General features: G+C 38.1%; 28 protein-coding genes. 12 read left to right on the forward strand and 16 right to left on the reverse strand.

The window, feature by feature from the left end:
* Nucleotides 1-3 precede the first annotated feature (3 nt).
* Nucleotides 4-786 (forward strand): MBL fold metallo-hydrolase, encoded by a 783-nt coding sequence (locus VB733_RS08475; protein ID WP_323339644.1) that lies wholly within the window; start codon nucleotides 4-6, stop codon nucleotides 784-786.
* Between the two features lie 236 nt (nucleotides 787-1,022).
* Here VB733_RS08475 and VB733_RS08480 read toward each other — a convergent pair whose 3' ends face one another.
* A complete protein-coding gene (locus tag VB733_RS08480; protein ID WP_323339645.1) occupies nucleotides 1,023-1,478 on the reverse strand; it encodes a hypothetical protein in 456 nt (151 codons plus the stop codon).
* Complete coding sequence (locus VB733_RS08485) at nucleotides 1,478-2,434, reverse strand: diacylglycerol kinase family protein (protein ID WP_323339646.1); 957 nt, start codon at nucleotides 2,432-2,434, stop codon at nucleotides 1,478-1,480. Before VB733_RS08485 ends, VB733_RS08480 begins: the two co-directional genes overlap by 1 nt.
* 370 nt (nucleotides 2,435-2,804) lie before the next feature.
* Between VB733_RS08485 and VB733_RS08490 the strand changes: the two genes are divergently transcribed.
* Nucleotides 2,805-4,406, forward strand: a complete 1,602-nt coding sequence (locus VB733_RS08490; protein ID WP_323339766.1) for an alkaline phosphatase D family protein — start codon at nucleotides 2,805-2,807, stop codon at nucleotides 4,404-4,406.
* On the opposite strand, the gene VB733_RS08495 is transcribed toward VB733_RS08490, so the two are convergent.
* The 4 genes from VB733_RS08495 to VB733_RS08510 all read right to left on the reverse strand — a co-directional run bounded on the left by VB733_RS08495 (nucleotide 4,372) and on the right by VB733_RS08510 (nucleotide 6,207).
* The gene (locus tag VB733_RS08495) at nucleotides 4,372-4,560 is read right to left on the reverse strand and encodes a hypothetical protein (RefSeq protein ID WP_323339647.1); all 189 of its coding nucleotides are present in this window, start codon (nucleotides 4,558-4,560) and stop codon (nucleotides 4,372-4,374) included. The genes VB733_RS08490 and VB733_RS08495 overlap by 35 nt on opposite strands.
* A 54-nt stretch (nucleotides 4,561-4,614) precedes the next feature.
* Nucleotides 4,615-5,148: a GNAT family N-acetyltransferase gene (locus VB733_RS08500; protein WP_323339648.1), complete on the reverse strand. Its 534-nt coding sequence runs from the start codon at nucleotides 5,146-5,148 to the stop codon at nucleotides 4,615-4,617.
* Nucleotides 5,132-5,542: a GNAT family N-acetyltransferase gene (locus VB733_RS08505; protein WP_323339649.1), complete on the reverse strand. Its 411-nt coding sequence runs from the start codon at nucleotides 5,540-5,542 to the stop codon at nucleotides 5,132-5,134. Before VB733_RS08505 ends, VB733_RS08500 begins: the two co-directional genes overlap by 17 nt.
* A gap of 185 nt (nucleotides 5,543-5,727) precedes the next feature.
* Nucleotides 5,728-6,207, reverse strand: a complete 480-nt coding sequence (locus VB733_RS08510) for a hypothetical protein (protein ID WP_323339650.1) — start codon at nucleotides 6,205-6,207, stop codon at nucleotides 5,728-5,730.
* A gap of 349 nt (nucleotides 6,208-6,556) precedes the next feature.
* Between VB733_RS08510 and VB733_RS08515 the strand changes: the two genes are divergently transcribed.
* Nucleotides 6,557-7,189, forward strand: a complete 633-nt coding sequence (locus VB733_RS08515) for a sigma-70 family RNA polymerase sigma factor (protein ID WP_323339651.1) — start codon at nucleotides 6,557-6,559, stop codon at nucleotides 7,187-7,189.
* A gap of 121 nt (nucleotides 7,190-7,310) precedes the next feature.
* Nucleotides 7,311-8,675 (forward strand): DUF1822 family protein, encoded by a 1,365-nt coding sequence (locus VB733_RS08520; protein ID WP_323339652.1) that lies wholly within the window; start codon nucleotides 7,311-7,313, stop codon nucleotides 8,673-8,675.
* On the opposite strand, the gene VB733_RS08525 is transcribed toward VB733_RS08520, so the two are convergent.
* The gene (locus VB733_RS08525) at nucleotides 8,672-9,802 is read right to left on the reverse strand and encodes a helix-turn-helix transcriptional regulator (protein ID WP_323339653.1); all 1,131 of its coding nucleotides are present in this window, start codon (nucleotides 9,800-9,802) and stop codon (nucleotides 8,672-8,674) included. The two genes, VB733_RS08520 and VB733_RS08525, sit on opposite strands and share 4 nt — an antisense overlap.
* A 121-nt stretch (nucleotides 9,803-9,923) precedes the next feature.
* Between VB733_RS08525 and VB733_RS08530 the strand changes: the two genes are divergently transcribed.
* From VB733_RS08530 to VB733_RS08545, 4 genes are all read left to right on the forward strand, one after another.
* Nucleotides 9,924-12,710 carry a pentapeptide repeat-containing protein gene (locus VB733_RS08530; RefSeq protein ID WP_323339654.1) on the forward strand — a complete coding sequence of 929 codons (2,787 nt, stop codon included), beginning with the start codon at nucleotides 9,924-9,926 and terminating at the stop codon, nucleotides 12,708-12,710.
* A gap of 394 nt (nucleotides 12,711-13,104) precedes the next feature.
* Nucleotides 13,105-13,266 (forward strand): hypothetical protein, encoded by a 162-nt coding sequence (locus tag VB733_RS08535; protein WP_323339655.1) that lies wholly within the window; start codon nucleotides 13,105-13,107, stop codon nucleotides 13,264-13,266.
* Between the two features lie 34 nt (nucleotides 13,267-13,300).
* Nucleotides 13,301-14,143, forward strand: coding sequence for a hypothetical protein (locus VB733_RS08540; protein ID WP_323339656.1), 843 nt, complete (start codon nucleotides 13,301-13,303; stop codon nucleotides 14,141-14,143).
* Nucleotides 14,144-14,338: 195 nt separating this feature from the next.
* Nucleotides 14,339-14,905: a response regulator transcription factor gene (locus VB733_RS08545; RefSeq protein WP_323339657.1), complete on the forward strand. Its 567-nt coding sequence runs from the start codon at nucleotides 14,339-14,341 to the stop codon at nucleotides 14,903-14,905.
* A 57-nt stretch (nucleotides 14,906-14,962) separates the two neighbouring features.
* Here the strand turns inward: VB733_RS08545 and VB733_RS08550 are convergent, their stop codons facing one another.
* The gene (locus VB733_RS08550; RefSeq protein WP_323339658.1) at nucleotides 14,963-16,126 is read right to left on the reverse strand and encodes a M50 family metallopeptidase; all 1,164 of its coding nucleotides are present in this window, start codon (nucleotides 16,124-16,126) and stop codon (nucleotides 14,963-14,965) included.
* Nucleotides 16,127-16,334: 208 nt separating this feature from the next.
* Nucleotides 16,335-16,742 carry a GNAT family N-acetyltransferase gene (locus VB733_RS08555; protein ID WP_323339659.1) on the reverse strand — a complete coding sequence of 136 codons (408 nt, stop codon included), beginning with the start codon at nucleotides 16,740-16,742 and terminating at the stop codon, nucleotides 16,335-16,337.
* Between the two features lie 274 nt (nucleotides 16,743-17,016).
* Between VB733_RS08555 and VB733_RS08560 the strand changes: the two genes are divergently transcribed.
* Together VB733_RS08560 and VB733_RS08565 are read left to right on the forward strand one after the other, a co-directional pair.
* Nucleotides 17,017-17,688, forward strand: a complete 672-nt coding sequence (locus VB733_RS08560; protein ID WP_323339660.1) for a rhomboid family intramembrane serine protease — start codon at nucleotides 17,017-17,019, stop codon at nucleotides 17,686-17,688.
* A 563-nt stretch (nucleotides 17,689-18,251) separates the two neighbouring features.
* Entirely contained in the window at nucleotides 18,252-18,737 is a 486-nt protein-coding gene (locus tag VB733_RS08565) for a hypothetical protein (protein ID WP_323339661.1), read from the forward strand.
* A gap of 1 nt (nucleotide 18,738) precedes the next feature.
* On the opposite strand, the gene VB733_RS08570 is transcribed toward VB733_RS08565, so the two are convergent.
* Both VB733_RS08570 and hemH read right to left on the reverse strand, forming a co-directional pair.
* The gene (locus VB733_RS08570; RefSeq protein WP_323339662.1) at nucleotides 18,739-18,951 is read right to left on the reverse strand and encodes a hypothetical protein; all 213 of its coding nucleotides are present in this window, start codon (nucleotides 18,949-18,951) and stop codon (nucleotides 18,739-18,741) included.
* Between the two features lie 30 nt (nucleotides 18,952-18,981).
* Complete coding sequence (gene hemH / locus VB733_RS08575; protein ID WP_323339663.1) at nucleotides 18,982-20,148, reverse strand: ferrochelatase; 1,167 nt, start codon at nucleotides 20,146-20,148, stop codon at nucleotides 18,982-18,984.
* A gap of 102 nt (nucleotides 20,149-20,250) precedes the next feature.
* On the opposite strand from hemH, the gene VB733_RS08580 reads away from it, so the two are divergent.
* Complete coding sequence (locus VB733_RS08580; RefSeq protein ID WP_323339664.1) at nucleotides 20,251-20,874, forward strand: class I SAM-dependent methyltransferase; 624 nt, start codon at nucleotides 20,251-20,253, stop codon at nucleotides 20,872-20,874.
* A gap of 141 nt (nucleotides 20,875-21,015) precedes the next feature.
* Here VB733_RS08580 and VB733_RS08585 read toward each other — a convergent pair whose 3' ends face one another.
* On the reverse strand, nucleotides 21,016-21,762 hold the full coding sequence (locus tag VB733_RS08585) for an SIMPL domain-containing protein (RefSeq protein ID WP_323339665.1): 747 nt from the start codon (nucleotides 21,760-21,762) through the stop codon (nucleotides 21,016-21,018).
* 237 nt (nucleotides 21,763-21,999) lie between these two features.
* Between VB733_RS08585 and VB733_RS08590 the strand changes: the two genes are divergently transcribed.
* Nucleotides 22,000-22,533 carry a dihydrofolate reductase family protein gene (locus VB733_RS08590; RefSeq protein ID WP_323339666.1) on the forward strand — a complete coding sequence of 178 codons (534 nt, stop codon included), beginning with the start codon at nucleotides 22,000-22,002 and terminating at the stop codon, nucleotides 22,531-22,533.
* A 130-nt stretch (nucleotides 22,534-22,663) separates the two neighbouring features.
* On the opposite strand, the gene VB733_RS08595 is transcribed toward VB733_RS08590, so the two are convergent.
* The 4 genes from VB733_RS08595 to VB733_RS08610 all read right to left on the reverse strand — a co-directional run bounded on the left by VB733_RS08595 (nucleotide 22,664) and on the right by VB733_RS08610 (nucleotide 25,116).
* On the reverse strand, nucleotides 22,664-22,885 hold the full coding sequence (locus tag VB733_RS08595) for a DUF4327 family protein (RefSeq protein WP_323339667.1): 222 nt from the start codon (nucleotides 22,883-22,885) through the stop codon (nucleotides 22,664-22,666).
* A 14-nt stretch (nucleotides 22,886-22,899) separates the two neighbouring features.
* Nucleotides 22,900-23,946, reverse strand: coding sequence for a hypothetical protein (locus tag VB733_RS08600; protein ID WP_323339668.1), 1,047 nt, complete (start codon nucleotides 23,944-23,946; stop codon nucleotides 22,900-22,902).
* A 50-nt stretch (nucleotides 23,947-23,996) separates the two neighbouring features.
* Nucleotides 23,997-24,488, reverse strand: coding sequence for a host attachment protein (locus VB733_RS08605; protein WP_323339669.1), 492 nt, complete (start codon nucleotides 24,486-24,488; stop codon nucleotides 23,997-23,999).
* Between the two features lie 145 nt (nucleotides 24,489-24,633).
* Nucleotides 24,634-25,116: an adenosine-specific kinase gene (locus VB733_RS08610; RefSeq protein WP_323339670.1), complete on the reverse strand. Its 483-nt coding sequence runs from the start codon at nucleotides 25,114-25,116 to the stop codon at nucleotides 24,634-24,636.
* Nucleotides 25,117-25,137: the final 21 nt, after the last annotated feature.

The following is a 25,137-nucleotide window of genomic DNA, read 5'->3' on the forward strand; positions in this document are numbered from 1 at the left end:
CAAATGTATCTAACTTGGCTCGATAGTAACTCTTGGCTAATTGAAATGGGAGAAACGCGGATTCTGCTTGATCCTTGGTTAGTTGATTCGTTAGTATTTGGTAATGCTCCTTGGTTTTTTAAAGCAGAGCGGAATCTACAACGTCAAATACCAGAGAATATCGACTTGATATTATTATCTCAGGGTTTGGAAGACCACGCTCATCCACCTACATTAGCAAAACTCGATCGCAATATTCCTGTTGTTGCTTCTCCCAATGCTGCTAAAGTTGTCCAAAAACTAGGCTATACAAAAGTGACTACCTTGGCACATGGTGAGACGTTTAGTTTCTCTCATCAATTGGGAGCAAATCAACTGGAAATTCGGGCTTTTCCTGGTTCACCAATTGGTCCGATGCTTGTGGAAAATGGCTATTTATTAAAAGATTTAACTACTAATAAAACACTATACTACGAGCCGCATGGATATCATTCACCAACACTAAAACAATTTGCACCTGTTGATGTAGTTATCACTCCAATTGTGAATTTAGATATTGTTTTCGTGGGTTCTTTTATTAAGGGAATGAATAATGCTTTGGAAGTAATTGAGTGGTTAAAACCCCGGATAATTATGAATACTGCGGCGGGGGGTGATATTTCCTTTTCTGGACTTTTAGTGTCTGCATTACGAGGTTCGGGTAGTGTGGAGGATTTCCGTAATTTGATAGCAGAGAAAAAGCTCCCGACAAAAGTTGTAGAACCACAACCTTGGGAAAGATTTGAGGTTGATTTAGCTCTTGTTTAGCTAATGTTTAGCTAAATTGTATAAATATTTTGCCGTCTATAATTTGACATCAACTTCATCGCTTGATGAATTTCATAGGTGTCTGAATACGGTTCGGTTAGGGAGGAAAAGAATAAGAATAAGACTGGAAGCATCTATACGCTATTGATTCTAAAAGCCAATAGCCATTTTTGTTTAATTGAACCGTATTGACAGATGTCTGTGTTTTTTGTGTAGATGTAGTTGAAGCTGAACATTTAAATAATATTTATCTGCTGACTATTGACTTCAATAATACACTCATTCCCATATTTTAAGCCACTAATGAAGGGTGTAATAATTTCCAAAATATCCGGGGATTGAAAGTGTTCTGGCTTCGTTTCCGGATGTGGATAGTAAATGAAACCGCTCAATAATTTACCTGTATTTAATGATATTTGGCAATCCAAAAATGAAAAGTCTTCGGCTGGATCATGTGGCGACCATTTCACATTTCTAAATGTATATTTAGCCTGTTTAATTTCGTATTTATATGGATAGATGGAAACATTAATCGTCCCCGAAAAATATGCATCTAAATCAAGCCCTTGCTCACGGAAAAAAGGCTTTTGCATTTCAATAGTACCTTGGGGAAAACGAGGATTTCCAGATTTTCCTGATGCCACTCCATACCCTTGTTTGATAATACCTTTGATTTGTATCCAATCTTCCATCACTTCAAACTACCCTCACCTATATAGCTATCAGTCCATAACGACTTATCAACACTAGGAGGAACTAAAACTCGTAATCCCCCAACAACAACTTCAAAATTCATCGGAGTAATACCCAAATAATCCCCATCAATTTGGACAGGGAAAGTTTTTTTCCCTTTAATTTGTACTTTCTGCGCTCGATAATACTCTACTTTGGGATCAAGGTTATAGCGTCGTCTAAAAACAGACAGCAAGCGTAAAGGAGCAACCAACATACTGCGTCCTTTAATGATGCAGACATCCAGTAAACCATCATTAACTACTGCATGTGCCGTCAACTTCACCACACCACCATAAAGCTGACTATTACCAATCACCACCATTAAGATTTTTCCCTTTATCCGCTTACCATCAATACGGATATGGCTTTTTATCCCTTGGAAGCACAAAGACAATTGTAAAGCCTGTTTGACATATGCGATCGCTCCTAACATTTTCTTCTCCCTCGGATTGATAGTCGCTGTCACAGCTGCATCAAAACCAATTCCCGCCATTAATAGGAAGTAACGTGTTCCCGCTTTCCCAACATCGATTTGTTCAATTTGTGCTTGCAAAAAAGCTGCTGCTACACGTCGTAAATCCATCGATAACCCCAATTCCCGCGCCCAAATATTCACAGTGCCAATCGGCAGTACAGCCAAAGCCGTACTAGTCCCCACTAAACCATTCATCACCTCATTTACCGTACCATCACCCCCAGCAGCTACAACCACATCAAAGCCCTTACTGGCAGCATCCCGTGCTTGTACAGTTGCATCACCAGGAGCTTGAGTCGGACGCAATTCAACATCCCAGCCATTTTTTCGCCAAATATCAGCAGCACTTTCTAGAGTTTGCTTCAGGTGATATGCTTGACCTGCAAACGGATTAAATAATATCAAAACAAGGGGTTGTGGTGGTAATAGAGTTCCCATTAACAAGATTCCGAGGGTGAGAGGATGGTTGAGGTTGGTTGAGAATAGTAGAGTTTGGCGTTAATTCTGAGTATTTTGAAAAGCTGAGGTAAGCGTATTCAGCCTACTTGACAACCGGGCTTACGCCAACGTCTTTCCACAGGATAGTTACACAGATTCTTTGTCCAAAATATCGCTATAAATTCATGCAATTTTGTCCTCAGCACCAGGTGAGATAACAAGTTACTTTAATATATACCCATTTAATTTACTGTATTTACTACATTTTCTTCTTTACCTTTTCTTTATCAACACCCTCTAAAATACAAAAACTATGGCTGACAAAACTCAGTCTACTATTGACAATTTTTCACGTATAAAACTTAGCTACATGAAACCCAACTCTTCATCTCATCTTTCCCGTCGCCAATTTTTGCTCACATCTGCTACCGTTGGCGGTGCAATTATTACCAATAACCTGTTCTCCAAATCTACTTTTGCTCAAGCGCCAGGAATAGTAACATCCGAAAAAATTCGCCCTCAAATACCTTACGGTGTTGCCAGTGGTGATATCAACGGCGATAGTGCCGTAATTTGGAGTCGTAGCAATAAACTATCGCGAATGATTGTTGAATATTCGATGGATGAGTCTTTCCGCAATTTGCGTCGAAGAATTGGAGCATTGACTACTGCAAAAAATGACTTTACTGCTAGAGTAAATCTTTCCGGACTTCTGCAAGGAGAGCAAATTTTTTACCGCGTTTTTTTCCAAGATTTAGCAAATACTAATATTTATAGTGCGCCAGTTTCAGGTACTTTTCGTACTCCTGCCCTCAGTAAGACAGGTGCTAAAAAAGACATTTTTTTTGCATGGTCAGGAGATACTGCGGGACAAGGTTGGGGTATTAATTCCGAATGGGGTGGAATGAAAATATATGAGTCGATTAGACAATTAAAGCCGGATTTTTTCATCCATTCTGGTGATTATATTTATGCTGATGTGCCCATTGAAGCGGAAGTAAAACTTGATAATGGCAAAATTTGGAAAAATCTGACAACGCCTGAAAAATCAAAGGTTGCTGAAACCCTAAAGGAATTTCGTGGTAACTATATCTATAATTTGCTAGACGAGAATGTCCGTCGTTTTAATGCAGAGATACCTCAACTAGTACAATGGGATGACCATGAAGTCGTCAATAATTGGTATCCGGGAGAAATTCTTGATGACAACCGCTACCAAGTTAAGGATGTGTCGCTATTAGCCAAGCGAGCCAAAAAGGCATTTTTAGAATATACACCAATAGCATTTAATGCTGATGATCCAGAGCGGATTTATCGTGCTTTTAATTATGGTTCATTATTAGAAATATTCATGCTGGACAAACGCAGTTATCGGGGAGCTAATTCCCCCAATCGTCAACCAGTAATGGGTAAAGATACAGAATTTTTAGGTAATTCTCAAGTCCAGTGGTTAAAAAATAAATTACTCAATTCAAAAGCAACTTGGAAAGTAATTGCTAGTGATATGCCACTGGGGTTGATTATACCCGATGGTAAATTTGATTTTGAAAATATTAGTAATGGTGATGGACAAGCTTTAGGCAGAGAATTAGAAATAGCTGATTTATTGCGATTTATTAAACAAAAAAATATTCGTAATATTGTCTGGTTAACTGCTGATGTTCACTATGCAGCAGCCCATTATTATGACCCCAATAAAGCCCAGTTTCAAGACTTTAAACCCTTTTGGGAATTTGTTGCTGGTCCGATGAATTCCGGTACTTTTGGTCCCAACAAACTAGATAATACCTTTGCTCCCCAAGTAAAATTTCAAAGCGTTACGTCAGAGATGAAACCAAATCGATCGCCTGCTGATGAGTTACAATTTTTTGGGACGGTGAAAATTAATGCTGATAGTCAAGTCATGACTGTGGCATTGCATAATCTCAACGGAAAAGTTATTTATAGCCAAGATTTGCAGCCAGAAACTTGATATCACAAAAAATCCCTTGAAGATTCAGCATCCTCAAACAAGCGATCGCCTCGCCTCTGGGGCTACGCTCCGTGCGATCGCGTAGCGACTCAAGACGAGCATCGCGTTTAACGTAAGCTGTGGCGCATTTAATTTGTATATTAGACGCGGGCAAGATGCCCGCACTACAGTAATTTGACGTTTTCGCCTTATACAATTTAGCCGCACATCAGCTTACCTTCGCATAAATAGATGCGTCCCTTGGAATTGGTGAGATATTGGGGCGAATTGTATGAAAACGTAAAATTCCCTCATTCATTAAACCAATTTTCTCTAAAACCCTTGCTGATGCGAGATTTTCTGTATCACAAGTTGCCCAAACTCGGTAAATTTCTGGAACGCTCATTAACCAGTTGACCACAGTATGTCCTGCTTCTGTTGCGTATCCGTTTCCCCAATGCTTGCGATTGAGTAAATAGCCAAAATCTGCCATGTGTCCTTCTACACAACAAGCGATTGTGCCAATTGCCCGGTCATGAGGTTTAACGGTAATAATCCAAGTAAATTCTTTTCCTTCGTTCCAAAGTAAGGGATGATTTGTAATAGATTTAATTACATCGTTGATATCAGTACGAGGGCGATAATCCATGTAGTGTATGACTTGAGGGTCGCTTGCATACTCGAAAATAGCCTCTGCATCCTCAAGGCGAGAACGACGTAAAATTAGCCTTGGTGTTGTGAATATTTCAGGTACTGGAATCATTTTGAGCTTGCTTATTCCATTTCATTGGTGTCCCCCATATCCCTTTATAAAGGAAGCTATTACCACTTTCTATAAACCCAATTTTTTGATAAAAAGCTACAGCCATTTCCGCAGCATTAACTGTAACTTCGTCAAAGTCGTTTGCACATCGGGTAAACAATTCCCTACCAATTCCCCGACCGGAAAATTCCCTACGGACGAATAACAGCGATAAATGATTTCCCCTTTTAAATGCGATAAAACCCACAACAATCCCATTCCATGTTGCAACTAATATTTTTTGACCGCTAAGAATCCTTTCTTTTAATTCTTCTGGATGACAAATTTGTAACCATTCAGCAACACTTTCTGCTGTTCCGTCTGTGAGTTCCCACAAAACGGCAGCAGACCACATACAACCACTGATTTGGTGTTCGTCTCCTAGTTGGGGTGGTCTGTAGATAATTGTGTTTATGATTCTGATTATACTGTTTGTGAAAACAAGTACAAATCGGTTTTTGGAGACGCAGGATTAGTTAAAGATGCGATCGCCTGGAATTTAACATCAAAGCGATCGCTACTTTCCAGAAAGGCTAACAATCATTGCCGGGGCAATACGATCTGGCGAGTTTGTCCAGTAAATCGTTGAACAAACTGACTTCTAGGTCCATCGTTAACCGAGTTGTAGATGTTTCTACCAGCTAAGGATGCGGAAACCTTTTGTAAATCCCAATTATCATACCCATCAGCAGGATGACCACGACGAGGGGAACCATCGTGACGAATAGTAATACTTCGGATTTGAGCTAAGGAAACAGTTCTCCTAAAAGTAACTCTTTTGCGAACACGACTGTTTTGACCAAAACCACCACCAAGACTAACTTCAGGAGTGCTTGTTCCGTCTACTAAGTTGAGACTAATGAATGCATTATTGCCACCTCGTAAATCGTCAGACCCTGTAGTCATCTGAACCACAATATTTGTCTCTGCCAATGCAGAGGTACTGGATAATAAACCAACCGTAAAAATACTTAAAGCAACTGCACTCAAACGCGATACTGTATAGATTGGACGAATCATAATGATTATTTCTCTCTAATGTTTGATTGATTTTGTGAGCAACTAGTATTTGCTCTCACTTTTAAGAACAAACGAGAAAAACACATTATTCCGAAATTTTCTGAAAAATTTTGGTAGTTAAGACGAATCAGTTATAAAAGCCTTTCTATCCAGGATTTTGAGGCATAAGTTCCATAAGTGCATTAAGCCTAACCCCAAACATATATATATTAAGTTCGTCAAACTACTTATATTTACATAAGTAAAAATACTTACCGAACCAGGAACATACCACACCCTAGATTAGTCCTCCGAACTAATCTGCAATCGTCTCCACCTCCAACATTAATTCATGCGAGGAAATATGCTTATGCAGTCGAAATCAATAGCAGAACAGATTACCGATCTACAAATCGACTCGACACACCAGGGAGTCATTGTCAAGATTGCCCGTAAGTATTGTTATGCAAATTGGGAAGATGCAGCCCAAACGGCGATGATGAAAGTCTATGAAGCTGTAAAAGCCGGAAAATTCCACCAGGGAGGGATGATAGAATTTCAACGTTGGGCTACCGTGGTTGCTAGGTATGAGATTCTCAACTTTGTGAAAAAAGAATCTTTGCGATCGCATCAAAGTCTAGATGCAACTATTGCTGGTACTGATGTATCTTTAGTTGATACGATTGCGGACGAGTTTAACCTGCTAGAAGCAGTAGCGCGTGCAGATTTAATTATCAAGGCAAAACAAGCAATTATCAACCTCGATTCCCTTTACCCAAAACGCGGTTATCTGAAATTATGGCAACTTCTGGTTGCAGGTAAAACCCAAACCGAACAAGCATCTGCGTTGGGAGTCAGTCAAGGGGAAGTTTCTAAGCGTTGGAAAGAATTAGTCGGACGTGTGGCGATCGCATTAGGATTGCTGGAACCTGAAGCCATTAAACGTGAACAACAAAATAGTAAACTCAAAGATACTCGCAGGCGTTCACAAGCCCAATGGTAATTTATTAAATAAGCCGACGATTTTGTCAAGTCTTTAAAAAGTTTATTATTTATCGGCATAGGATAATCGATTCGTTTGTTAAGACTATTAGCCATCCTTTAAAATTGGGAAATACTAACCTATGCGTACAAGCTGTGAGAAATCTAAATCTGGGAATATGCGAAAACCTTTACTATCACCACAACCAGGAGAAATTTGGCAGTTAAACCGTCATCTCAGATTTTCTGAAGAATTTTCTCTCAATCAAGATAATCAACTTTTCTCAATTGAGGCTAAAAGTTTTTTAGAAGGTGACGCTCCACCTCGTTATGTGATGATTGTAACGGAGCCAGAGGTTGATATTATTTCTGTAATGGTATTATCTGCGGAAACAGATTTTATTTCCGATATTGATTTAGTTATTCCTAGCCATATTACAGGTTTAGCGCAGGATTTACTAGCTGAAACTTGGCACGTACAACCAATGCTTATTTTTAATTTATTACATTCAGTTGGAAAGAGGTTATCACGAGATATTTATGACAGATTGCTAAATGTCGGAGACTATTATCATGGTTTAGTAAATCAACAGTCAGAAATTAATGATATTGAAGAATTGGGGTTAAACGTAGGAAAGAGAAATACTTTAGATGTGGCAGAAATTGCCCTATTTCATCAAAGAGAAACAGCTTGGAGCGATGTTTTAATAATACCAGTTGCGGTTCATAATACATACATTAAAAGTGTGAGCTTAACAGATAAAATTATTAGCCATAGTTTGCAAATAGAGCAGGAATTAATAGAGTTTCAATTTAATCAAAATATAGTTATCAACTCATTATCTAATTCTTTTAATCAAACACAAATTATTCTCAGTCGCTGGTGGAAAAATATTTTTGAACCAGAATGGCAGGCTTTCTCCACATCCCCAAATTTAGTTATAGCAACCCGCAGCCATAATAACTCACAAAATATTGAACAAGATGTCCCGCTACTTATTCAACAATTATCACCTGAAAATGATGAAAGTCAACGGCAAAGAGCAGCTAAACAGTTAGGAGAAATTGCTGTTGGGAATAGTGATGTAGTTCAAGCTTTAGTTAATTTATTAAGAAGTACATCTGATGATGAAACCCTGTGGGTAGCTGTAGAAAGTTTACGGAAAATTGACCCAGAAAATCCTGCGGCTGGTATCCAAAGAGTCAGACTTATCGATTTAGGTATGGAAATCGCAGGGAAAACCGTTGCTTTAGCTGTAGGGTTATTACAAAAATTTGAAGGGGATGTAAGTGTACTTTTGCAAGTTTATCCTACAGCTAATGATGATTATTTACCAGCAGATTTAAAATTAAGATTGCAAGATGATTCCGGGAATATATTACGGGAAATTACAGCTAGGAGGGCAGATGTTTATATGCAACTTAAATTTAGTTGTGAAGTGGGGGAGAGATTTAGTGTACAAGTTAGTTTAAATAATGCTCATTTTAGTGAATATTTTGTGATTTAAAAATTGACAATACCTAATTTATGGAATGCGTAAATGACTGCACCAAGACGAGTTTGAACGCCAAATTTATGATAAATATTTTCCAAATGTTTCTTAACTGTACGCTGACTGATTGCCAACTGTGTTGCAATTTCATTTGTTGTGCAATCCCTCGCTATCCAAAATAGCACTTCTGCTTCTCTCCTCGTTAACCCCAACATTTCTAAAGATGGGAGTGAAAAACTATGAGGCTTAATCTCCGCCAACATTAGGTAAACTCGTTCGAGTGCTGCACGATAATTCAGTGTCACTGTCAATCGACTACCATTATGTTCTAGATGAAGAGGATGCAAAGGAGAAAAAATTTCTTTTGATTGCATTAGCACAGATAGTTGATGATTTACCCATCGTTGTAGGGTATCAGGTAGTACATTTGATAGCTTTGATAGTGGGCAATATTTATCTAGTAATTTTGCTGCCTTTTGGGTGATCAATTCTATTTTACCGTCAATAGATAAAGCAATTAACCCTACTTGCTCGATAGCCTGATTGATATCGATAAGTTGCTCCTGTACTTGAGCCAAAGTAGCAATGTTCTGGTATGCTTGTTCTAAGTGTGGACGAATTAAATTTAGAATCAAGCGATCGCGCTCATTGAAGTTTCGGCGATCGCGGCTGATTGATAACATTAAGTGATCTTGTCCTTGATGAAACTGATCAGCATTCGCTATATAGGGAATTTCAAAGTGAATCGCCATTTGATCTTCCAACCCAAACGACTGAAAAAAAGCATAAAAAGCTTCTCTGCGTTGAAATTCTGACTCACTCAAAAAATCGGAAATTGCCAGTGCTTGTCTATCCAGTGTTTGAAAATAATATTGTGAAACTGGATGAGTCAAAAAATTTTGACGTTGAGATGTGAATGATTCCGCCGCCATACCGACTTCAGGATGGGGGAAGGTATAGAGCCGGGGTAAGAATGGTGTACCCCGGGTGGTGAAACTAGTTATTGCAAATGTTTCTGCACCTACTAACTTTGGTAAAGCCGTGAGTATTTGTATAGGCAATTTATCAAGACTGCAAGAAACATAAACCGAGCGCAAAAACAAGAGAATTTGCTGCCAATCATTTTGTGACAAAACTTCCACGGTTTTTATAAGTAAAACTTGACTGTTTACACTTTACTACGGCGATTAGCGTATTGTTTTCGTAAAAATATTTTGTCATTCTACTATTCAGTATTCTTCTTAAACATGATCCTATTTACAAATGTTTCCCAACTTTTCTGGCAAAAATCTTCAAGGTTGTGACTTTAGAGGTCAAAATCTTACAGGTGCAGACTTCAGAAACTCTGATATTCGTGGTGCAAATTTTACTAATGCTATTCTCAAAAATGCGAATTTCCAAAATGCCAAAGCTGGATTACCGATAAAACAACTTTTAGGGTTAGTGATAGTAATATTTATAACAACTATAATCATAGGATTAATTTCAGGTTTTGCACCAGTATTTACTGGATATTTACTTTTTCCTTATTCAATTAGTCCAAGTGATTATTTTGCTGCTATTCTAGTTTTGAGTATTTTTCTGGTTTTTGTAATTACTACTATTCATAAAACTTTATTAACTGCGTTCTTTGCCGTTTTTTGTACTGCAATAATCTGTGGTTTTGTTCTGGGAATGATGACTGGTGAAATGGTGGGTATTCCATCTGGAATAGTCAGTGTTACTGTCACTACATTAATTATTTATCTCATGTTAGTAATTATGGTATTTTTAGTGACAGTGGCTCAACAAATCGCAGGTATAAGCATAGCGATTATGGCTCTATTTTTTATGTTTATAAATAGTATTATTGGAAGTATAACTGGAACAATAATTGGTGTTGAAGTTGCTAAAGTGTTATCAGGAAATAACAGACTACCACACTTAAAAGTGCAGGCAGTTGAAGAAGCAGTGATCGCAGCGACAGTGGGTAGCGTTGCAGTAATACTATTCGTAAGTTATATCAGTTGGCGAGTATATATTGAGGATGAAAAGCTTGCCTGGATAGGAAATTTAGCTATTGTAGTTTCTAGCATTTGTGGAACTAATTTTCAAAAAGCAGAGTTAACCGATGCTAATTTCACTGATGCCACAATTAAAAATACTAAGTTTTGTAATGCTAGACTTATCCGTACTAATTTTCATTTAGCGAAATATATTTCCTTAGCTAGATTTGATAATACTATTTTTATTAATCGAGAAATTAGAAAATTAGCTGTTACGAAAAGAGGTAATAATAAATCTTATTTTTATTGTAATCTCAAAGGTATAAATCTAGATAATGCAGACCTGAGTTATATTAATTTAAGTGAAGCAGATATTAGTGAAGCAACTTTAGAAGGTGCAATTTTAGAAGGTGCAAACCTCACAAAAACTCAAGCCTTAAATACCAATTTTCAGCAAGCAAATTTAACCGCCGCTTGTTTGGAAGCCTGGAATATTGACAGTACAACCCAACTTGATGGAATTATTTGTGACTATGTTTATCTTTTAAATAATCAACAAGAACGTCGTCCTAGTAGTGGAAATTTTGCATCAGGAGATTTTACGAAACTATTTCAAGTCGCTATCAATACTATTGATTTAATTTTCCGTAATGGCTTGGATTTACAGGCTTTATCTACGGCATTAGCAAATGTAAAATTTGAAAATGAAGGTATTCCCTTAAGCATTAAAAGTATTGAGAACAAAGGTGATGGTCTGGTTTTGGTACGGGTGGATGTACCAGAATCAACAAACAAAGAAAAAATTCATGCTGATTTTTGCGAATACTATCAATTTGCTCTCCAACAAATAGAAGCAAGACATCAAGCAGAATTAAGAAGTAAAGACGAACAAATTACCTTATATCGCCAACATCAAGCTGATTTAAAAGAATTAATGCAATTGATAGCTCCGATTGTTGAAAAAACAAAAAAACAATCAGCATTGGGTAAGTTAGTAGTTTTAAAATTAGGTTCAGGTAATTTAAATACGGGATACCCCGTGACACTACAAATTAGTTTAGAAGGAGAACATCCCTATTTTGAATCCAACGGACAATTACCACCTGCCCCCGAATTAGCTTTAGCATATACTCAATGGCAAATATCCTATCATCAAAGTTTACAGGGAAAATTACGCATCAAATTTCCAGAAACACAAGTTACTAATATTAGTAAAAGAGATTTATTCAAAGAATGCGATCGCCTATCTTTTCAATTATACAAACAAGTTAATTTCTGGTTAAATTCTCCACAATTTCGCCCACTCAAGGAACAACTATTAGAAAAATTAAACCCTGACGAATCGATTCGGATACTTTTACAAACAGCAGATAATCAACTGCGACGAATACCCTTACATTTGTGGGATTTCTTTGAACGCTATCCTCAAGCAGAAATTGCACTTTCCTCAACGACTTATGAAAGAAAATCAACGTTTCAATCTCCAAAATCCCATGTGAAGATATTAGCTATATTGGGAGATAGCACTGGCATAAATATTCACAAAGATAGAGCTTTACTCGAACAATTACCCAACGCAGAGGTCAATTTTTTAGTCGAACCACAACGTCAAGTTCTTAACGACAAACTATGGCTCCAAGAATGGGATATTCTCTTTTTTGCAGGTCACAGTTTTACCGAATCTGAAGCAGGAATTGGCTATTTCCGCATTAATAAAACTGATAGTTTAACGATTACTGAGTTAAAAAACGCACTCACAAAAGCGATCGCACAAGGATTACAGCTAGCTATTTTCAACTCCTGCGACGGTTTGGGATTAGCAACGAACTTAGCAGATTTACATATACCCCAACTGATTGTAATGCGCGAACCTGTACCCGACACAGTTGCACAGGAATTTTTAAAGAATTTCTTGACGGAATTTTCTACGGGTCAGTCGTTGTATCAATCGGTACGCGAAGCCAGGATGAAATTGCAAGGTTTAGAAAATGATTTTCCTTGCGCGAGTTGGTTACCAGTGATTTGTCAAAACCCAGCCGAAATTCCTCTGGCATTAAGTTTTTGAGCTTCAGAAGTAGCGAGATTTCAAGGCTTGTAGTTGGGCTACTCTGGGAGAACAAAACTGTAGGCGTTGTGATCGAAATCGTCGTTCCGATTTTCTTCTAAGGGCTTACCAAGGTGGGTATTTCATAGGTATTGAGGTAACAAAATAAGGAACAGGATTTTAATAACTTACAATTCTGAACAAATATGAAATAGTGCGTTATGCTGCGCTAACAGCACCCCACTTTTGCACTTGATTTAATTTACATTCCTAAGTTCAAACTATCCGTAGTATAGTGTAGTATACAGAAGATTGACTTTGACAACAGAGCTACAAATAATTAACATAATGGTTCACTGATAGCGATGGATATTGGTTTGGATGCGATTCGTGGGCAATGTCAAGAATAGACTTTATGAGAACAACCCAGAGATATAGCTATCACTTGAAGATTCAGCATCCTCAAACAAGCGATCGCCTCGATGCAATTTGTAAGCCATTTGATAGGTTTGTCCGTGCGATCGCATTGTTGGTGCGTGAGCGGCTAAATATCGGGATGCAGCCACTAAAACGTTAACTCCCGCCGGAGTATTACCCAATAAGGAATACTTATGTCTGAACAAAACCAAATAGAAAATTTACAACCAGAAAAAAGCAGCACCCAGGAAATAATTCAAACTGCTTTAACAACGGAAAATGAAGATTTTTATTGGGATTTAGTGCATATTTTACGAATCCGTGGTGGGGATGAGGAATTTACATCAGCGTCGTATTTGTGCGAGAGTAAAAATCCCCAAGAAAGAACTTTAGGAGTTAATATCCTTGCCCAATTAGGGACTAAACCGGCTCAATTTCGTACTCGCGAACGGGGAGATATATTATTAAAACTACTGTCCCACGAAGAAGATAAAAATGTTTTGGCAGGGATTGGTTATGCTTTCGGACATTTACAAGATGTAAGGGGAATTTTACCGTTAATTAAATTAAAAAACCATGTTGATTGTGATGTCAGAATGGGTGTTGTTTTTGGTTTGATTTGTCAGGAAGATGAGTCAGCAATTCACGCATTGATCGAATTATCTGGTGACGTAGACAACGAGGTGAGAAATTGGGCAACTTTTGGCTTGGGTTCGCAAATTGCCATCGATACCCCAGCAATTCGAGATGCTTTATATCAACGCATCATTTCCGAAGTTGAAGACGATAAAAATGACACAATTGCTGAAATCCGTGGGGAAGCATTATTGGGTTTAGCCATCAGAAAAGATCAACGGGTAATTGAACCACTAATTGCGGAATTGGAAAGCGGTTGTGTGGGAAGATTATCTGTAGAAGCTGCATTGGCAATAGGAGATAATCGGTTATATCCTAGCTTAATTAAGTTGCAAGATTGGTGGGATGTGGATGTTGAGTTATTGCAAGCAGCAATAGCTAAATGTCAAACTTCAAATTAGCGATGCACACAATTGCTCCGATAATAATCAAAAACAAATAATTAAGTGCTAGCTATAGGAATCCTACTTGAACCTTATTAAGTATACTGAGAAAGAAACCTTTGTATAGCAAGCTTCTAGCCAAATTATTTTTTCAAAAATCAAATAGGAGTCCTATAGGATAACAACACTTCCAGCAATTACTGTCCAATCGTCATGAAACTGTTTCCAAACTCATTACAGGAATGCCTTGAGCGAACGGGAATGATTGTTTTGGATAGTTTGGGAGGCTTAAGGCTAATGACTTCCCAAGCTGAGAAATGGCTGCAATCCTACTTTCCCGCCAACAGTGGTTTCAGCCAACTTCCGGAAAAATTAGACTCATGGGTTAAACACCAACTCAATCGCCTCAAATTAATGGAAGATATTTCTTCTCCTTGTCTTCCCCTACACCTACAACAAAAAAACCGGCAGCTAACAATTCGTTTAGTAGTCGATCAACCGGGAGAAAAATATCTATTATTGCTCACAGAAGAGCAAATGCTCTCTTGGTTGACAGCCCTCGAATTATTGGGGCTAAGTCAGCGTGAAGCAGAAGTTTTATCTTTGATTATTCAAGGTAAAGATAATAAGGCGATCGCTGCACAAATGAATATCAACATCAGTACGGTACGAAAACATCTAGAAAATATTTATCGCAAACTCGGTGTTAATAATCGAACAGAAGCGATTAGTTTGGCTCTGGAAAAGTTGGGATGTGTGAATTCGTCGCCACTGATTTAACAATTTTACCTGTTATAACTTTGATTTGAATCATGTCAAATATCAATTCATTTCTATTTAATTTTTATTAACATTATTTGTATTTTTTCTATATATCTGAACTACTTTAGCGAATGACAATGATTCTTTCACAAATTCCATACCCAGCTTTTTTAAAACCCTGATAGAGGCTGTATTTTCTGGCTCAACAATTGCCCAGACAGATTTTAATTTTAGTGTATTAAATGCATAATCCAAGCAAGCATTAGCTGCTTCTGTGGCTAAACCTTGTCCCCAAAAACCTGGGTCAAATCGATATCCTAATTGGTTTTCTTTTTTCCCTTCTATCTCTTCAAATGTAATTCCACAATAACCAATTAATTGCCCTGTCTCACGATAAATTACAGCCCATTTGCCATATCCATATTTGACATAGGAATCAAGAAAAGACTGCATTGTGATAATTGTTTCTTCCGGTGACATTACACCAGTTGGAGAAAAACGCATGACCTCTGGTTTTGCTAAAATTTCTACTAATCCTGCCACATGCGATCGCCTGAATTCACATAGTATTAACCGTGGAGTTTCAATAATTGCATTACGTTGGCAAATATCCTGACTATTATGGCTATAATTTGGCATTTTCAGATATTTTAACAACCATTGACTTTTGGTGATATACCATAAACTTAAAAGTAATAATATATGGAACCCAAGAGTAATTTGAGCATATGGCTGAATAGAAAAATTATATATTGTGAGCCAATCTCCTCTGAAAGCTGTAAATGAAAATATAGGATAAAAAATTAATGAATAAACTAATTCGACAATTGCAAAAGTATAGAATAATTCTTGAATAATAGCTTTTGTCAAGAAAAATATCGCGATTAATCCGAAAATACCAAGGGCGATTGAAATTAAATTGCCGCTAAAGGCAATCCACCAAATTTCCTCAGGAGTAAAATTCCCACGAGGAACTACATAACCCCAAAAAACACGCCATTGAAATTCAACAACTTGTCCCCCAAATAGCCAAGTCGTTATGGCATGTCCTAATTCATGAAAAAATACACCAATAGGAATGAAAATAAAAGTTGCAGTTCGCTGAATCAATAATCGGTCTTTAGATGTAATTGAGTTATCCCAAACTGAATTCCAGTTATTAGCTAAACGGAAAATGGTGTCAATACTTATAACTGTAGAAAATGCCGAAAACAAGTCGAATGATACATTATTAAACATATTTATCCTGTTTTAGATTTATCCACCTTTATCTTTAAAAATAAAAACACTATTTGTTATATGGTAGTTTTATTTCCAGCGTACTTTAGTAGTTAACCAAAGCAAATTTGCAGGACTAACAATTTCCCCGTCAATCTCAACTCTTCAATTTTAGCTTCGCAAACTACTAGCTTTAGCTTCCCACACTAGGGGTAGATGACAAATTACTTTAATGTTCATTGCCTTCATAAATCCACATTGCCTGGGTATTCATCACTTTGACAAAGCCACACTTTTCATAAAATGAAATCGCTTCGTTATCCGCAACTAAAATTTGCATATGGAATCCTTCATACTTCTTGATGAGCATTTCTACCAGTCTTGTACCAATACCTTGTCCTTGGTAATCTGGATCAACGAGAAGATGGGGGTAGTAAACTACTAAATGTCCATCCGAAATAGCATTGCCTATCCCTACTAAGCGTTTTCCATCCCATGCAGAGACTAAATAGTGGGAATTAATTAATGCTTGGTAGAGTAATTGTGGTTTTCTTACTGAAGACCAACGGTTTACTTTATACAGTACGACAATTTGAGCCGCTTCGATGTCTCGTGTTTCCGAGTATGAGATTGTCATGGGATTTTATCTAGCCGTCATTTGGATAGCGCCTAGGAAAAGGCACAAAAAGTAAGTCGGGTTATATTAAACCCAAAAAAATCATTTCTGGCAACATTTACGCTCATTGGATTTAACACTGAGTGTAAATTATACTTGTGACCAAGAAATTTCTAGTATTATTCCAGTTTGCTGTCACCCCTAACATAGTAGCGACAACTCGATAGGAGTCTCTACAATAAACAGGGTTCTCAAGTTATATTGCATCTATAAGCAATATTAGGAAAAACAACCAGTGTTTCCGCTATACGACGAAAATCCCACACGAATCACTCCATACCTGACTTATGGTTTGATTGGTATGAATGTTTTGATTTTTTTTCACGAACTGAGCTTAGGTAGACAAATTGAGCCATTTTTTCAGACATACGCTGTAATTCCGGCTGAACTGAAAAATAATTTTGCTGGTGAGTGGACTACTCTTTTCACCTCACAGTTTTTACATGGTGGTTGGTGGCACTTACTATCGAATATGTTGTATTTATGGGTGTTCGGTAATAATATCGAAGACCGGATGGGACATTTTAAATATTTAATTTTTTATCTTAGTTGTGGTGCCTTGGCTGCGCTTTGCCAATGTTTAATTGATTTTAATTCGACTGTTCCTTCCTTGGGGGCTAGTGGGGCGATATCAGGCATTTTAGGCGCATATCTCATCCGTTTCCCCCAAGCACAGGTAATGACGTTAGCCTTCTTATTTTTCTTTGTTACTACTTTCCGAGTCCCGGCAATGGTGCTAATCGGACTTTTTGTTGTGCAAAATGTCGTATCAGGATTAGCGAGTTTACAAGCTGCTGCCAATATGAGTGTTGAGAGTGGGGGTGTTGCTTATTGGGCACATATAGGTGGCTTTGTCTTTGGTATTATTCTTGGTCCGATATTTGGATTGTTCCGTCGGGATGATTAAGTGCTATAATTTTTTGTATAATATCGCACACTATTAGGTTTGCCTAGGTTTTTTGTAGATGGGATAAGCAGTCCCGATGAAAAAATTTCATCGCCAAGCATGAAAAGCGGACACGGAGACGCGGGGACGCGGGGAATGACAAATGGCGAATGACTAAATGACTCTTTCAAGTCAGAAGCAGAAGAAAACATTTGTTTGCTTCTGCCCTCCGTGATGACGTGATATCATGTTGGGCTAATCACTTACAATTAAAATTTCTCCCCGCCCCCGCCTCTGTTAGTCTCCATGTCAATCTTAATAATAAGTATTCAATCGGACAAGACGTGAGTTCGACGCGATCGCACTACACCTGTGAGTAATCTTATATACGTCAGTTGCAAAGATAGACAACGCAATCATGGGGATTGCAGACATCTTTGACGATTTACTAGTATTGTATAGTGCTTGTGTATTTGTCCGGCATAAAAATCTTTTGGTTTTTACTCAAGGGATTATGCGGAAAACCTCTGCATTACAGTGTTTCCTAATTTGTCATGCAAACAGTAACAGAGGTTACATAAATTATGATTCATCACATTTCCATTGCTGCTCACCACCCCCAGCATGTTGCTCAAGTATTAGCCGAAGTTTTAAAAGCCAATGTTGCGCCCTTTCCTCCTCATCCCGGTAGCTATTTTGTGATTCCTTTTGATGAACAGGGAACAGCAATTGAAGTTTATCCTTTAGGCTCAGAACTATTACCTGGTGACGCTGATGAACAATGTCACTTCAGAATAAACGATCGCGCTTCTGAATTTACAGCTACTCATGCAGCAATTTCCGTACCAGTTAGCCGCGAGGAAATTGAGGAGATTGGGAAACGGGAAGGCTGGCGCGTGGTATATTGCGATCGCGAGTCTTTCTTTGACGTAATTGAGTTCTGGGTAGAGAACAGATTAATGATTGAATTCTTGACTCCGCAAATGGCATCTAAATACTTAAAATTTGCCACCAACCGAGAAAATCTTCAGCTTTTTATGGCTGCGCCGGAGTTGTCCGTCAGTAATTAAGTTAAGTTAGCTCACATCTTGCACCAAGAAATTTGATGGATTTTAAACACTCAGTATAAATGCTTAAATCCTTGATAAAGAGTCGTACCCAAATAAATTGAACAAGTAGTGTGGGCAGCGTATCTCCTTCGGAGACGCTCCGCGAACGACTGAGCTTCGCCGAACGTCCGAAGTCTTGCCCACCTTCGGGAAATAGCAAGCGAGACGCTTGCACTACTTATTCTTATGATGATGTAGCTTACTACTAATGCAATAAGCCCACCGCATGTAATAATCCATGCCCAGTTAACAACTCAAAAACTAAAGCAATAAACCCCAGCATGGCGATTCTTCCATTCCATACTTCGGCGCTGGTGGTAATACCCCATTCCCAACTTTCAGGAGGGTACATTTTCACCTTTTTTTTCATCTGGGTGACTTGCGATAACTCCAATGGCGGAGATTTGATGGCATCCAGTGCTAAATCCGCTAAGGCACGAATAAATACTGGGTGGGTATTTAAGGCTGGAACCCGACGGAAATTATGTATACCTGCTTCTTCTGCTAATTCGCGGTATTCAATATCGATTTCTTCTAATGTCTCAATGTGTTCGGACACAAAACTAATGGGAACAACAACTAAATCTTGTATACCTTGTTCCCCTAATTCAACGATCGCATCTTCAGTATAGGGTCGTAACCATTCCACTGGACCAACACGGCTTTGGTAAGCTAACGTATAGGCGTTGGGACGGTTGAGGGTACGCATGATTAATTCCGTACATTCCTCAATTTCCTGCTGGTAGGGGTCGCCAGCTTCCTCTACGTAACTTTTCGGCACACCATGAGCGCTAAAAAATACATGTCCTTGTTCGGGATTTTCTAGTTGATCGAGTTCCTGAGCAATCAACTCTGCCATTGCTTGCAGATATCCAGGCTGTTTGTACCAGGAGGAAATAACGGTATATTTTTGTGCTTGTAGTTTGGGGTCAGTTTTCCATATTTGTTCCAGCAAGCGGAAGCTAGAACCACTGGTGCTGATGGAAAATTGGGGGTACAGAGGGAGAATTACTAATTCATCCACTTGATCTTGAGTCAAACGGGCGATCGCTTCTTCTGTATAGGGATGCCAATAGCGCATCCCAATATATATCTCCGCATCTTCGCCCATAGCTTGCAATTGTTCCTTCAATGCTTGCCCTTGAGCTTCTGTGATTCTTCGTAACGGAGAACCACCACCAATTTTCTTATAATTTTCTTGCGATCGCTTAGTTCGCCGCGTCGCAATAAACCATGCTAAGGGCTTTTGCAACCAAGGAAATGGTAGGCGAATAATCTCTGGATCAGAAAATAAGTTGTAAAGAAATGGCCCGACATCTTCTAATTTATCGGGACCACCGAGATTGAGTAATAATACGCCTACACGACCCATAGCAATTCTTTTCCCCCAATCTTTTTTCAGGTTTTTCACTAATGTTAACAATATATCTTGATTAAATATATAAGTTATAAGTTCTTCATCAGGAACCCAGCTGTGGCTACAATTTTGCGAGACTTAAGCTATCGTTATCAATGGTTGTATGATGCGATCGCTCGTTTATCTGCTCTCACCGTCGGCGGTGAAGCTCGTTTTCGCCAACTTGCTTTACAAAACTTAACAATTTACTCAGATACAAAAATCTTAGATTTATGCTGCGGCAGTGGTCAAGCGACTAGATTTATTGTCAACCTTTCTCAACAAGTAACTGGATTAGATGCATCTCCCCTATCTTTACAAAGGGCACGTAATAATGTACCGCAAGCAAATTATGTTGAAGCCTTCGCCGAGAAAATACCTTTGAGGGACAACGAATTTGATATAGTTCATACTAGTGCAGCCCTGCACGAAATGCAACCTTCCCAGTTGCAAGAGATTCTCAAAGAAGTATACCGTGTATTGAAACCTGGTGGAGTTTTTGCAATCGTCGATTTCCATCAACCGACAAATCCCATATTTATACCTGGTTTAGCTGTGTTTTTTTGGCTCTTTGAAACTGAAACGGCTTGGCAACTAATTAAAACCGATTTACCCAAATTACTTGAGGAAGTGGGGTTTGAAGTATCAGAAGTTGTTTTACATGCAGGTGGAAGTTTGCAAGTAATCCAGGCAAGGAAGTAGAGATTTACAGCATATTCAGTCAGGTTTGAAAAACAGGTTATCAAGTCAGTCTTATTCCTCCCTTTCCTTGTGAGAGAGGGAGGTTAGGAGGGAAAGATTTGTCGAACTCAGGTTAATTTGGTGTTATTAACGGCAGAAATTTTAATCCATTGCAAACTTCACAGACACAACCGCAGTAATATCCTTTTCAATTGATGAGGTATCGTAAATACCGGAATTACTGACTTCCGTGGAATTGCGCGATGTAATTTGAAACACACCTGTTTGGGCACTTTGAACGGAGCCAACTCGATTACCTGTACTTTTGGCAATGGCTTCAGCCCTAGCTTTTGCGTCTTTTGTCGCTTCTGCAACCATTTCGACTCGTAACTTTGCTAGCTGTGTATATAAATACTCTGGCTGTTCGGAGATTAAAGGGATCCCTTCGTTAATTAATTCTGTTGATTGTTGAGATAGCTTGGCAATACGTTCTATATCATTCGAGCGAATTTCAAAGCGCTGATTTAGTCTGTATGCAAGAGTTTTACCTGTTTCTCGCCCATTAATAACTTCGGGAATTGTTGAGGTATCAATTGAGCTTAAGGTAATTGTATTGTCTGGAACTTGTTGTTCTTTGAGGTATTGTTGTACTCGTTCGGTACGAGTTTTTAGTTCTTGATATGCTGTTTGTGGTGTGGGTTGTTGGCTGGAAATAGACATTCTCCAAATCACATAATCCGCACGAATCGGGCGTTTTGCCGAACCTGTGACACTAAGAGCATCATCTGGTCTCCGGATATTACGAATTGCGCGAGAATTCATGTAGGAACTCACTACTAATGCAATTGATAAAGCTGCTAAACCTGCAAATAATTGAGGAAAGCTACGGGATGAAGAGGAATCGTGCATAAATTGTATTTTATACTTTGTAGAGTTTTGTAAAGATATGAAATTTACCCAAAACAAGTTAGTTTGGGATTTGTGGGTAGTGATGCAACCCTAATAGATGTAATTCCATGAGATGAAATTGTAACTACCTTTCCCTGTTAACTAATTCCCGATTTGTGGAATTTAATTTATGCGAAGTTAATCAACTCTTTATCTTTGTAAACTCTATATTGGTTGAATTGTTATTCAATTAAAATCATGACAGAATTTATTCTCTATATAGCAACTAGTATTGATGGATTTATTGCTCGGACTGACGGTAGCATTGATTGGTTGCCATTGCCGGAAGTAGATGGAGAAGATTATGGTTATGCTAAATTTTATAACTCAATTGATGCTGTGGTAATGGGTTCCCGAACTTATGAACAGGTTTTGGGATTTGGAGACTGGGCGTATCCAGGGAAGCTTACCTATGTTTTCACAAATCGGCATTTATCAACAACACGGACTGATATATTATTTATCAGAGGTAGCATTGAAAAAGTTATTTTAGATGTGAAACAGAGGGGCTTTAAACGGGTATGGTTGGTGGGTGGTGGTAATGTTATATCCTCTTTCATGAATCGGGGATTAGTTGATGAGTACATCATTACAATTATTCCCATTATTCTCGGTTCGGGTATTTCCTTATTTCAGTCAGTCTCAGAATTAAAGCTTGATTTTGTTGACAGTAAATCCTATCTTTCTGGGGCTGTAGAACTTCGCTATAAAGCTATAAAAAATGAAACCTAAATTTGAAGACAAATTAGAGACTTTTCACGCTGCAAGTCGTCAAGAATGGCGAGAATGGTTGGAGAAAAATCATGACAAATATACTGGTATCTGCCTTATCTACTACAAAGTCAAAACTGGTAAACTGATACTAGTCATCATCCCATGTTTCATTACCTAGCAAATCAATTATTTTGTCACGGAGTAGAAAATCATTTTCTTCTAATTCAAGCTCCACACAAACCCAATCACGACCAGGAATAAACTTACACAAAGCATAAATCGGCTCGTTGCGCTGAATCTTCCCTTTTTTGACGAGTTCACGTGCTTCTTCTTTCAAAACTTCTAGATCATATTTAACAGTAGTTTTCATACAAAATACACCCCTTATTTAGATACTTTCCATGCAGTTTGTAAACCCATTTTTCCAACTTTGGTAAATATCCAACAACCACGTTGAAATATATCTTTCCCTGATTCACATTTGGGTTTAACTCCAATTAACTGCTCAATTTCTTCGCTAGATAACAACCAGTTAGAGGCTTGAGCGCGTTCTAATATATCCATATACCATAATGGGTTTGGGGGTTGAAAGTGCGAAGTCAATATTTTTTCTAGCTTGTCCAAAGATTGAGTAATAGTATGTAATTGTTCACTCAATCTAGATTCCCAAGATATTTCTGAAGTCGGAGTTTCTTGTAAACAATTTGGTGGCGATGTTGGTGGAACTTCTAAAGATTCGCTAACTACTTTATTGTTTATAATCTCTGGTTGTGGTGAAGGGGCGACTACAGGATTAGATGGAATAGTTTGATGGGCAGTAGGTGCAGATATTCCAGTTTGGGCTTGATTATTTTTCAAATTAGAGATTACTTCACTCAATTCTGGGAATCTGTTTATATAATCTTCGTTGAAAGCATGATTTATTTTTGAATCTTGTTCTAATTTTGGTTTGACAATATTTGCCTCTTTTGCTAGAGATTGAGTAATTTCTGATGCCAAGTTACTTAAATATATAGCAGCTTCTGTTTCTCCTCGCACAGACATTTGTTGGGCAATTTGTCTCATCAAATTGACAAAGCGTGAATTGACTAAATCTTTATTTGCTGCTAATATATCTCTCTCCTTACCTTCAGGACAGTCTAATAATTCTTGAATCAATTGCAGATATATTTGAATTTCATTATCACTGTGGGGAGATTTTTTTGCGGTGACTAAAACGTGGTTTAATTGTTCTGCCCAATATTGTAAAAACTTCGCAGCTTCCAACTTTCCGTTCGTAGCCAGTTGCTCCGCAACTTGTCCCATGAATTCCAAAAATTCAGGAGTTAAAAGTTCTTCATGCTGATGTAATACATTCCACTCCTCTCCATCAGGGCAGGTGAGAAGTGCTTGAATTAAATTAAGATAAAGAGAGAGATATTTTTGGTTCATTGTCATAATACCTCCAAAATATAGTTAAGAAACAGTTGCAAATAAGTATTTTAAGAAACTGAACGATGAGCAGGTAAGAGGTTTTTAGCCGCTAAATATTCATGTATTTCTAATGGTTTGAGTTTACACAAATCTTTTGCTAATACTTGAATATTTAAAGTATTGGGTAGTAAATGAATTACAGATTCACGTAAAACCCCCAGAGTTTGTGACTCAGCCACAAGCACTAATTTCCGAATTGAGTGACGTTGAGTTAATTCAATAATTTCATCTGCGATCGCTCGTGCAAAACGTCGTCCATATTCATTTAGATGGCTTTCACGACCATCATCATATGCATGGGCTTGACTTCCTGCTCCTTGATTTCTTCCTGTTTTCGTAGTTGTCCAAAGTTCTTTGCCCTGTAATTCCTTTGTCGAATTCAAAAGTCCTTTATGTTCGACAAGATGACATTCAGATTCATCGAGCCGATTATCTATCGGTTCCAGTGTTAAAAATCTCGCTCTAGCACCATCAATAACAGAAACCAAATATTTACTCATTGGTTCGCTCCTTAAGATTACTTTTGAGGATTACATAACATCCCTGGCAACTAATTCCTTTATATTTTGAACGTAGCAAATAAATATGAGGAACTTGTGAGGTTTTGTATTCCCGCTATTTTCACCGACTTTTTCACCAGTAAGTTTACAATTTGTAACCTATCTGTCGAAGAAACTGTTTCCGTACAGTGACATCATCAGCACTTTCCACACCTTGGGGAGAAAATCCATCTACAACCCCTAAAATACCTCTTCCTTGTTCGGTTTCAGCAATAATTACTTGTACAGGGTTGGCTGTCGCGCAGTAGATATGACAAACTTCGGGACATTGTTTAATTGCATTTAAAAAGTTAATGGGGAAGGCTTCTTTGAGCAAAAGAATAAAGCTGTGTCCGGCTCCTAATGATTGAGCATTTTTAGTAGCTATTTGTTCTAGATTTGGCTCATTTCCTGCTGTCCGAATTAAACAGTCACCGGATGCTTCACAGAAAGCAATCCCGAATTTAACTTGAGAGGAAATACCTACCATTATTTCATATAAATCTTCAACGGTTTTGATGAAATGGCTTTGCCCGATAATAATATTACAGTTTTCAGGAATTTCCATTGGGATGATTTTTGTTTCCATATATTCACCTACCTTTTTGAT

Origin of the sequence: Calothrix sp. UHCC 0171 (assembly GCF_034931845.1) — a bacterium.
GTDB lineage: Bacteria > Cyanobacteriota > Cyanobacteriia > Cyanobacteriales > Nostocaceae > Brunnivagina.

Bases quoted from the DNA above. Each gene is read 5' to 3' on its own strand.
- VB733_RS08475 (WP_323339644.1), top strand. From the start codon at position 4: ATGTATCTAACTTGGCTCGATAGTAACTCTTGGCTAATTGAAATGGGA.
- VB733_RS08480 (WP_323339645.1), bottom strand. From the start codon at position 1,478: ATGGAAGATTGGATACAAATCAAAGGTATTATCAAACAAGGGTATGGA.
- VB733_RS08485 (WP_323339646.1), bottom strand. From the start codon at position 2,434: ATGGGAACTCTATTACCACCACAACCCCTTGTTTTGATATTATTTAAT.
- VB733_RS08490 (WP_323339766.1), top strand. From the start codon at position 2,805: ATGAAACCCAACTCTTCATCTCATCTTTCCCGTCGCCAATTTTTGCTC.
- VB733_RS08500 (WP_323339648.1), bottom strand. From the start codon at position 5,148: ATGATTCCAGTACCTGAAATATTCACAACACCAAGGCTAATTTTACGT.
- VB733_RS08505 (WP_323339649.1), bottom strand. From the start codon at position 5,542: ATGTGGTCTGCTGCCGTTTTGTGGGAACTCACAGACGGAACAGCAGAA.
- VB733_RS08510 (WP_323339650.1), bottom strand. From the start codon at position 6,207: ATGATTCGTCCAATCTATACAGTATCGCGTTTGAGTGCAGTTGCTTTA.
- VB733_RS08515 (WP_323339651.1), top strand. From the start codon at position 6,557: ATGCAGTCGAAATCAATAGCAGAACAGATTACCGATCTACAAATCGAC.
- VB733_RS08520 (WP_323339652.1), top strand. From the start codon at position 7,311: ATGCGTACAAGCTGTGAGAAATCTAAATCTGGGAATATGCGAAAACCT.
- VB733_RS08530 (WP_323339654.1), top strand. From the start codon at position 9,924: ATGTTTCCCAACTTTTCTGGCAAAAATCTTCAAGGTTGTGACTTTAGA.
- VB733_RS08535 (WP_323339655.1), top strand. From the start codon at position 13,105: ATGAGAACAACCCAGAGATATAGCTATCACTTGAAGATTCAGCATCCT.
- VB733_RS08540 (WP_323339656.1), top strand. From the start codon at position 13,301: ATGTCTGAACAAAACCAAATAGAAAATTTACAACCAGAAAAAAGCAGC.
- VB733_RS08545 (WP_323339657.1), top strand. From the start codon at position 14,339: ATGAAACTGTTTCCAAACTCATTACAGGAATGCCTTGAGCGAACGGGA.
- VB733_RS08550 (WP_323339658.1), bottom strand. From the start codon at position 16,126: ATGTTTAATAATGTATCATTCGACTTGTTTTCGGCATTTTCTACAGTT.
- VB733_RS08555 (WP_323339659.1), bottom strand. From the start codon at position 16,742: ATGACAATCTCATACTCGGAAACACGAGACATCGAAGCGGCTCAAATT.
- VB733_RS08565 (WP_323339661.1), top strand. From the start codon at position 18,252: ATGATTCATCACATTTCCATTGCTGCTCACCACCCCCAGCATGTTGCT.
- hemH (WP_323339663.1), bottom strand. From the start codon at position 20,148: ATGGGTCGTGTAGGCGTATTATTACTCAATCTCGGTGGTCCCGATAAA.
- VB733_RS08585 (WP_323339665.1), bottom strand. From the start codon at position 21,762: ATGCACGATTCCTCTTCATCCCGTAGCTTTCCTCAATTATTTGCAGGT.
- VB733_RS08590 (WP_323339666.1), top strand. From the start codon at position 22,000: ATGACAGAATTTATTCTCTATATAGCAACTAGTATTGATGGATTTATT.
- VB733_RS08595 (WP_323339667.1), bottom strand. From the start codon at position 22,885: ATGAAAACTACTGTTAAATATGATCTAGAAGTTTTGAAAGAAGAAGCA.
- VB733_RS08600 (WP_323339668.1), bottom strand. From the start codon at position 23,946: ATGAACCAAAAATATCTCTCTCTTTATCTTAATTTAATTCAAGCACTT.
- VB733_RS08605 (WP_323339669.1), bottom strand. From the start codon at position 24,488: ATGAGTAAATATTTGGTTTCTGTTATTGATGGTGCTAGAGCGAGATTT.
- VB733_RS08610 (WP_323339670.1), bottom strand. From the start codon at position 25,116: ATGGAAACAAAAATCATCCCAATGGAAATTCCTGAAAACTGTAATATT.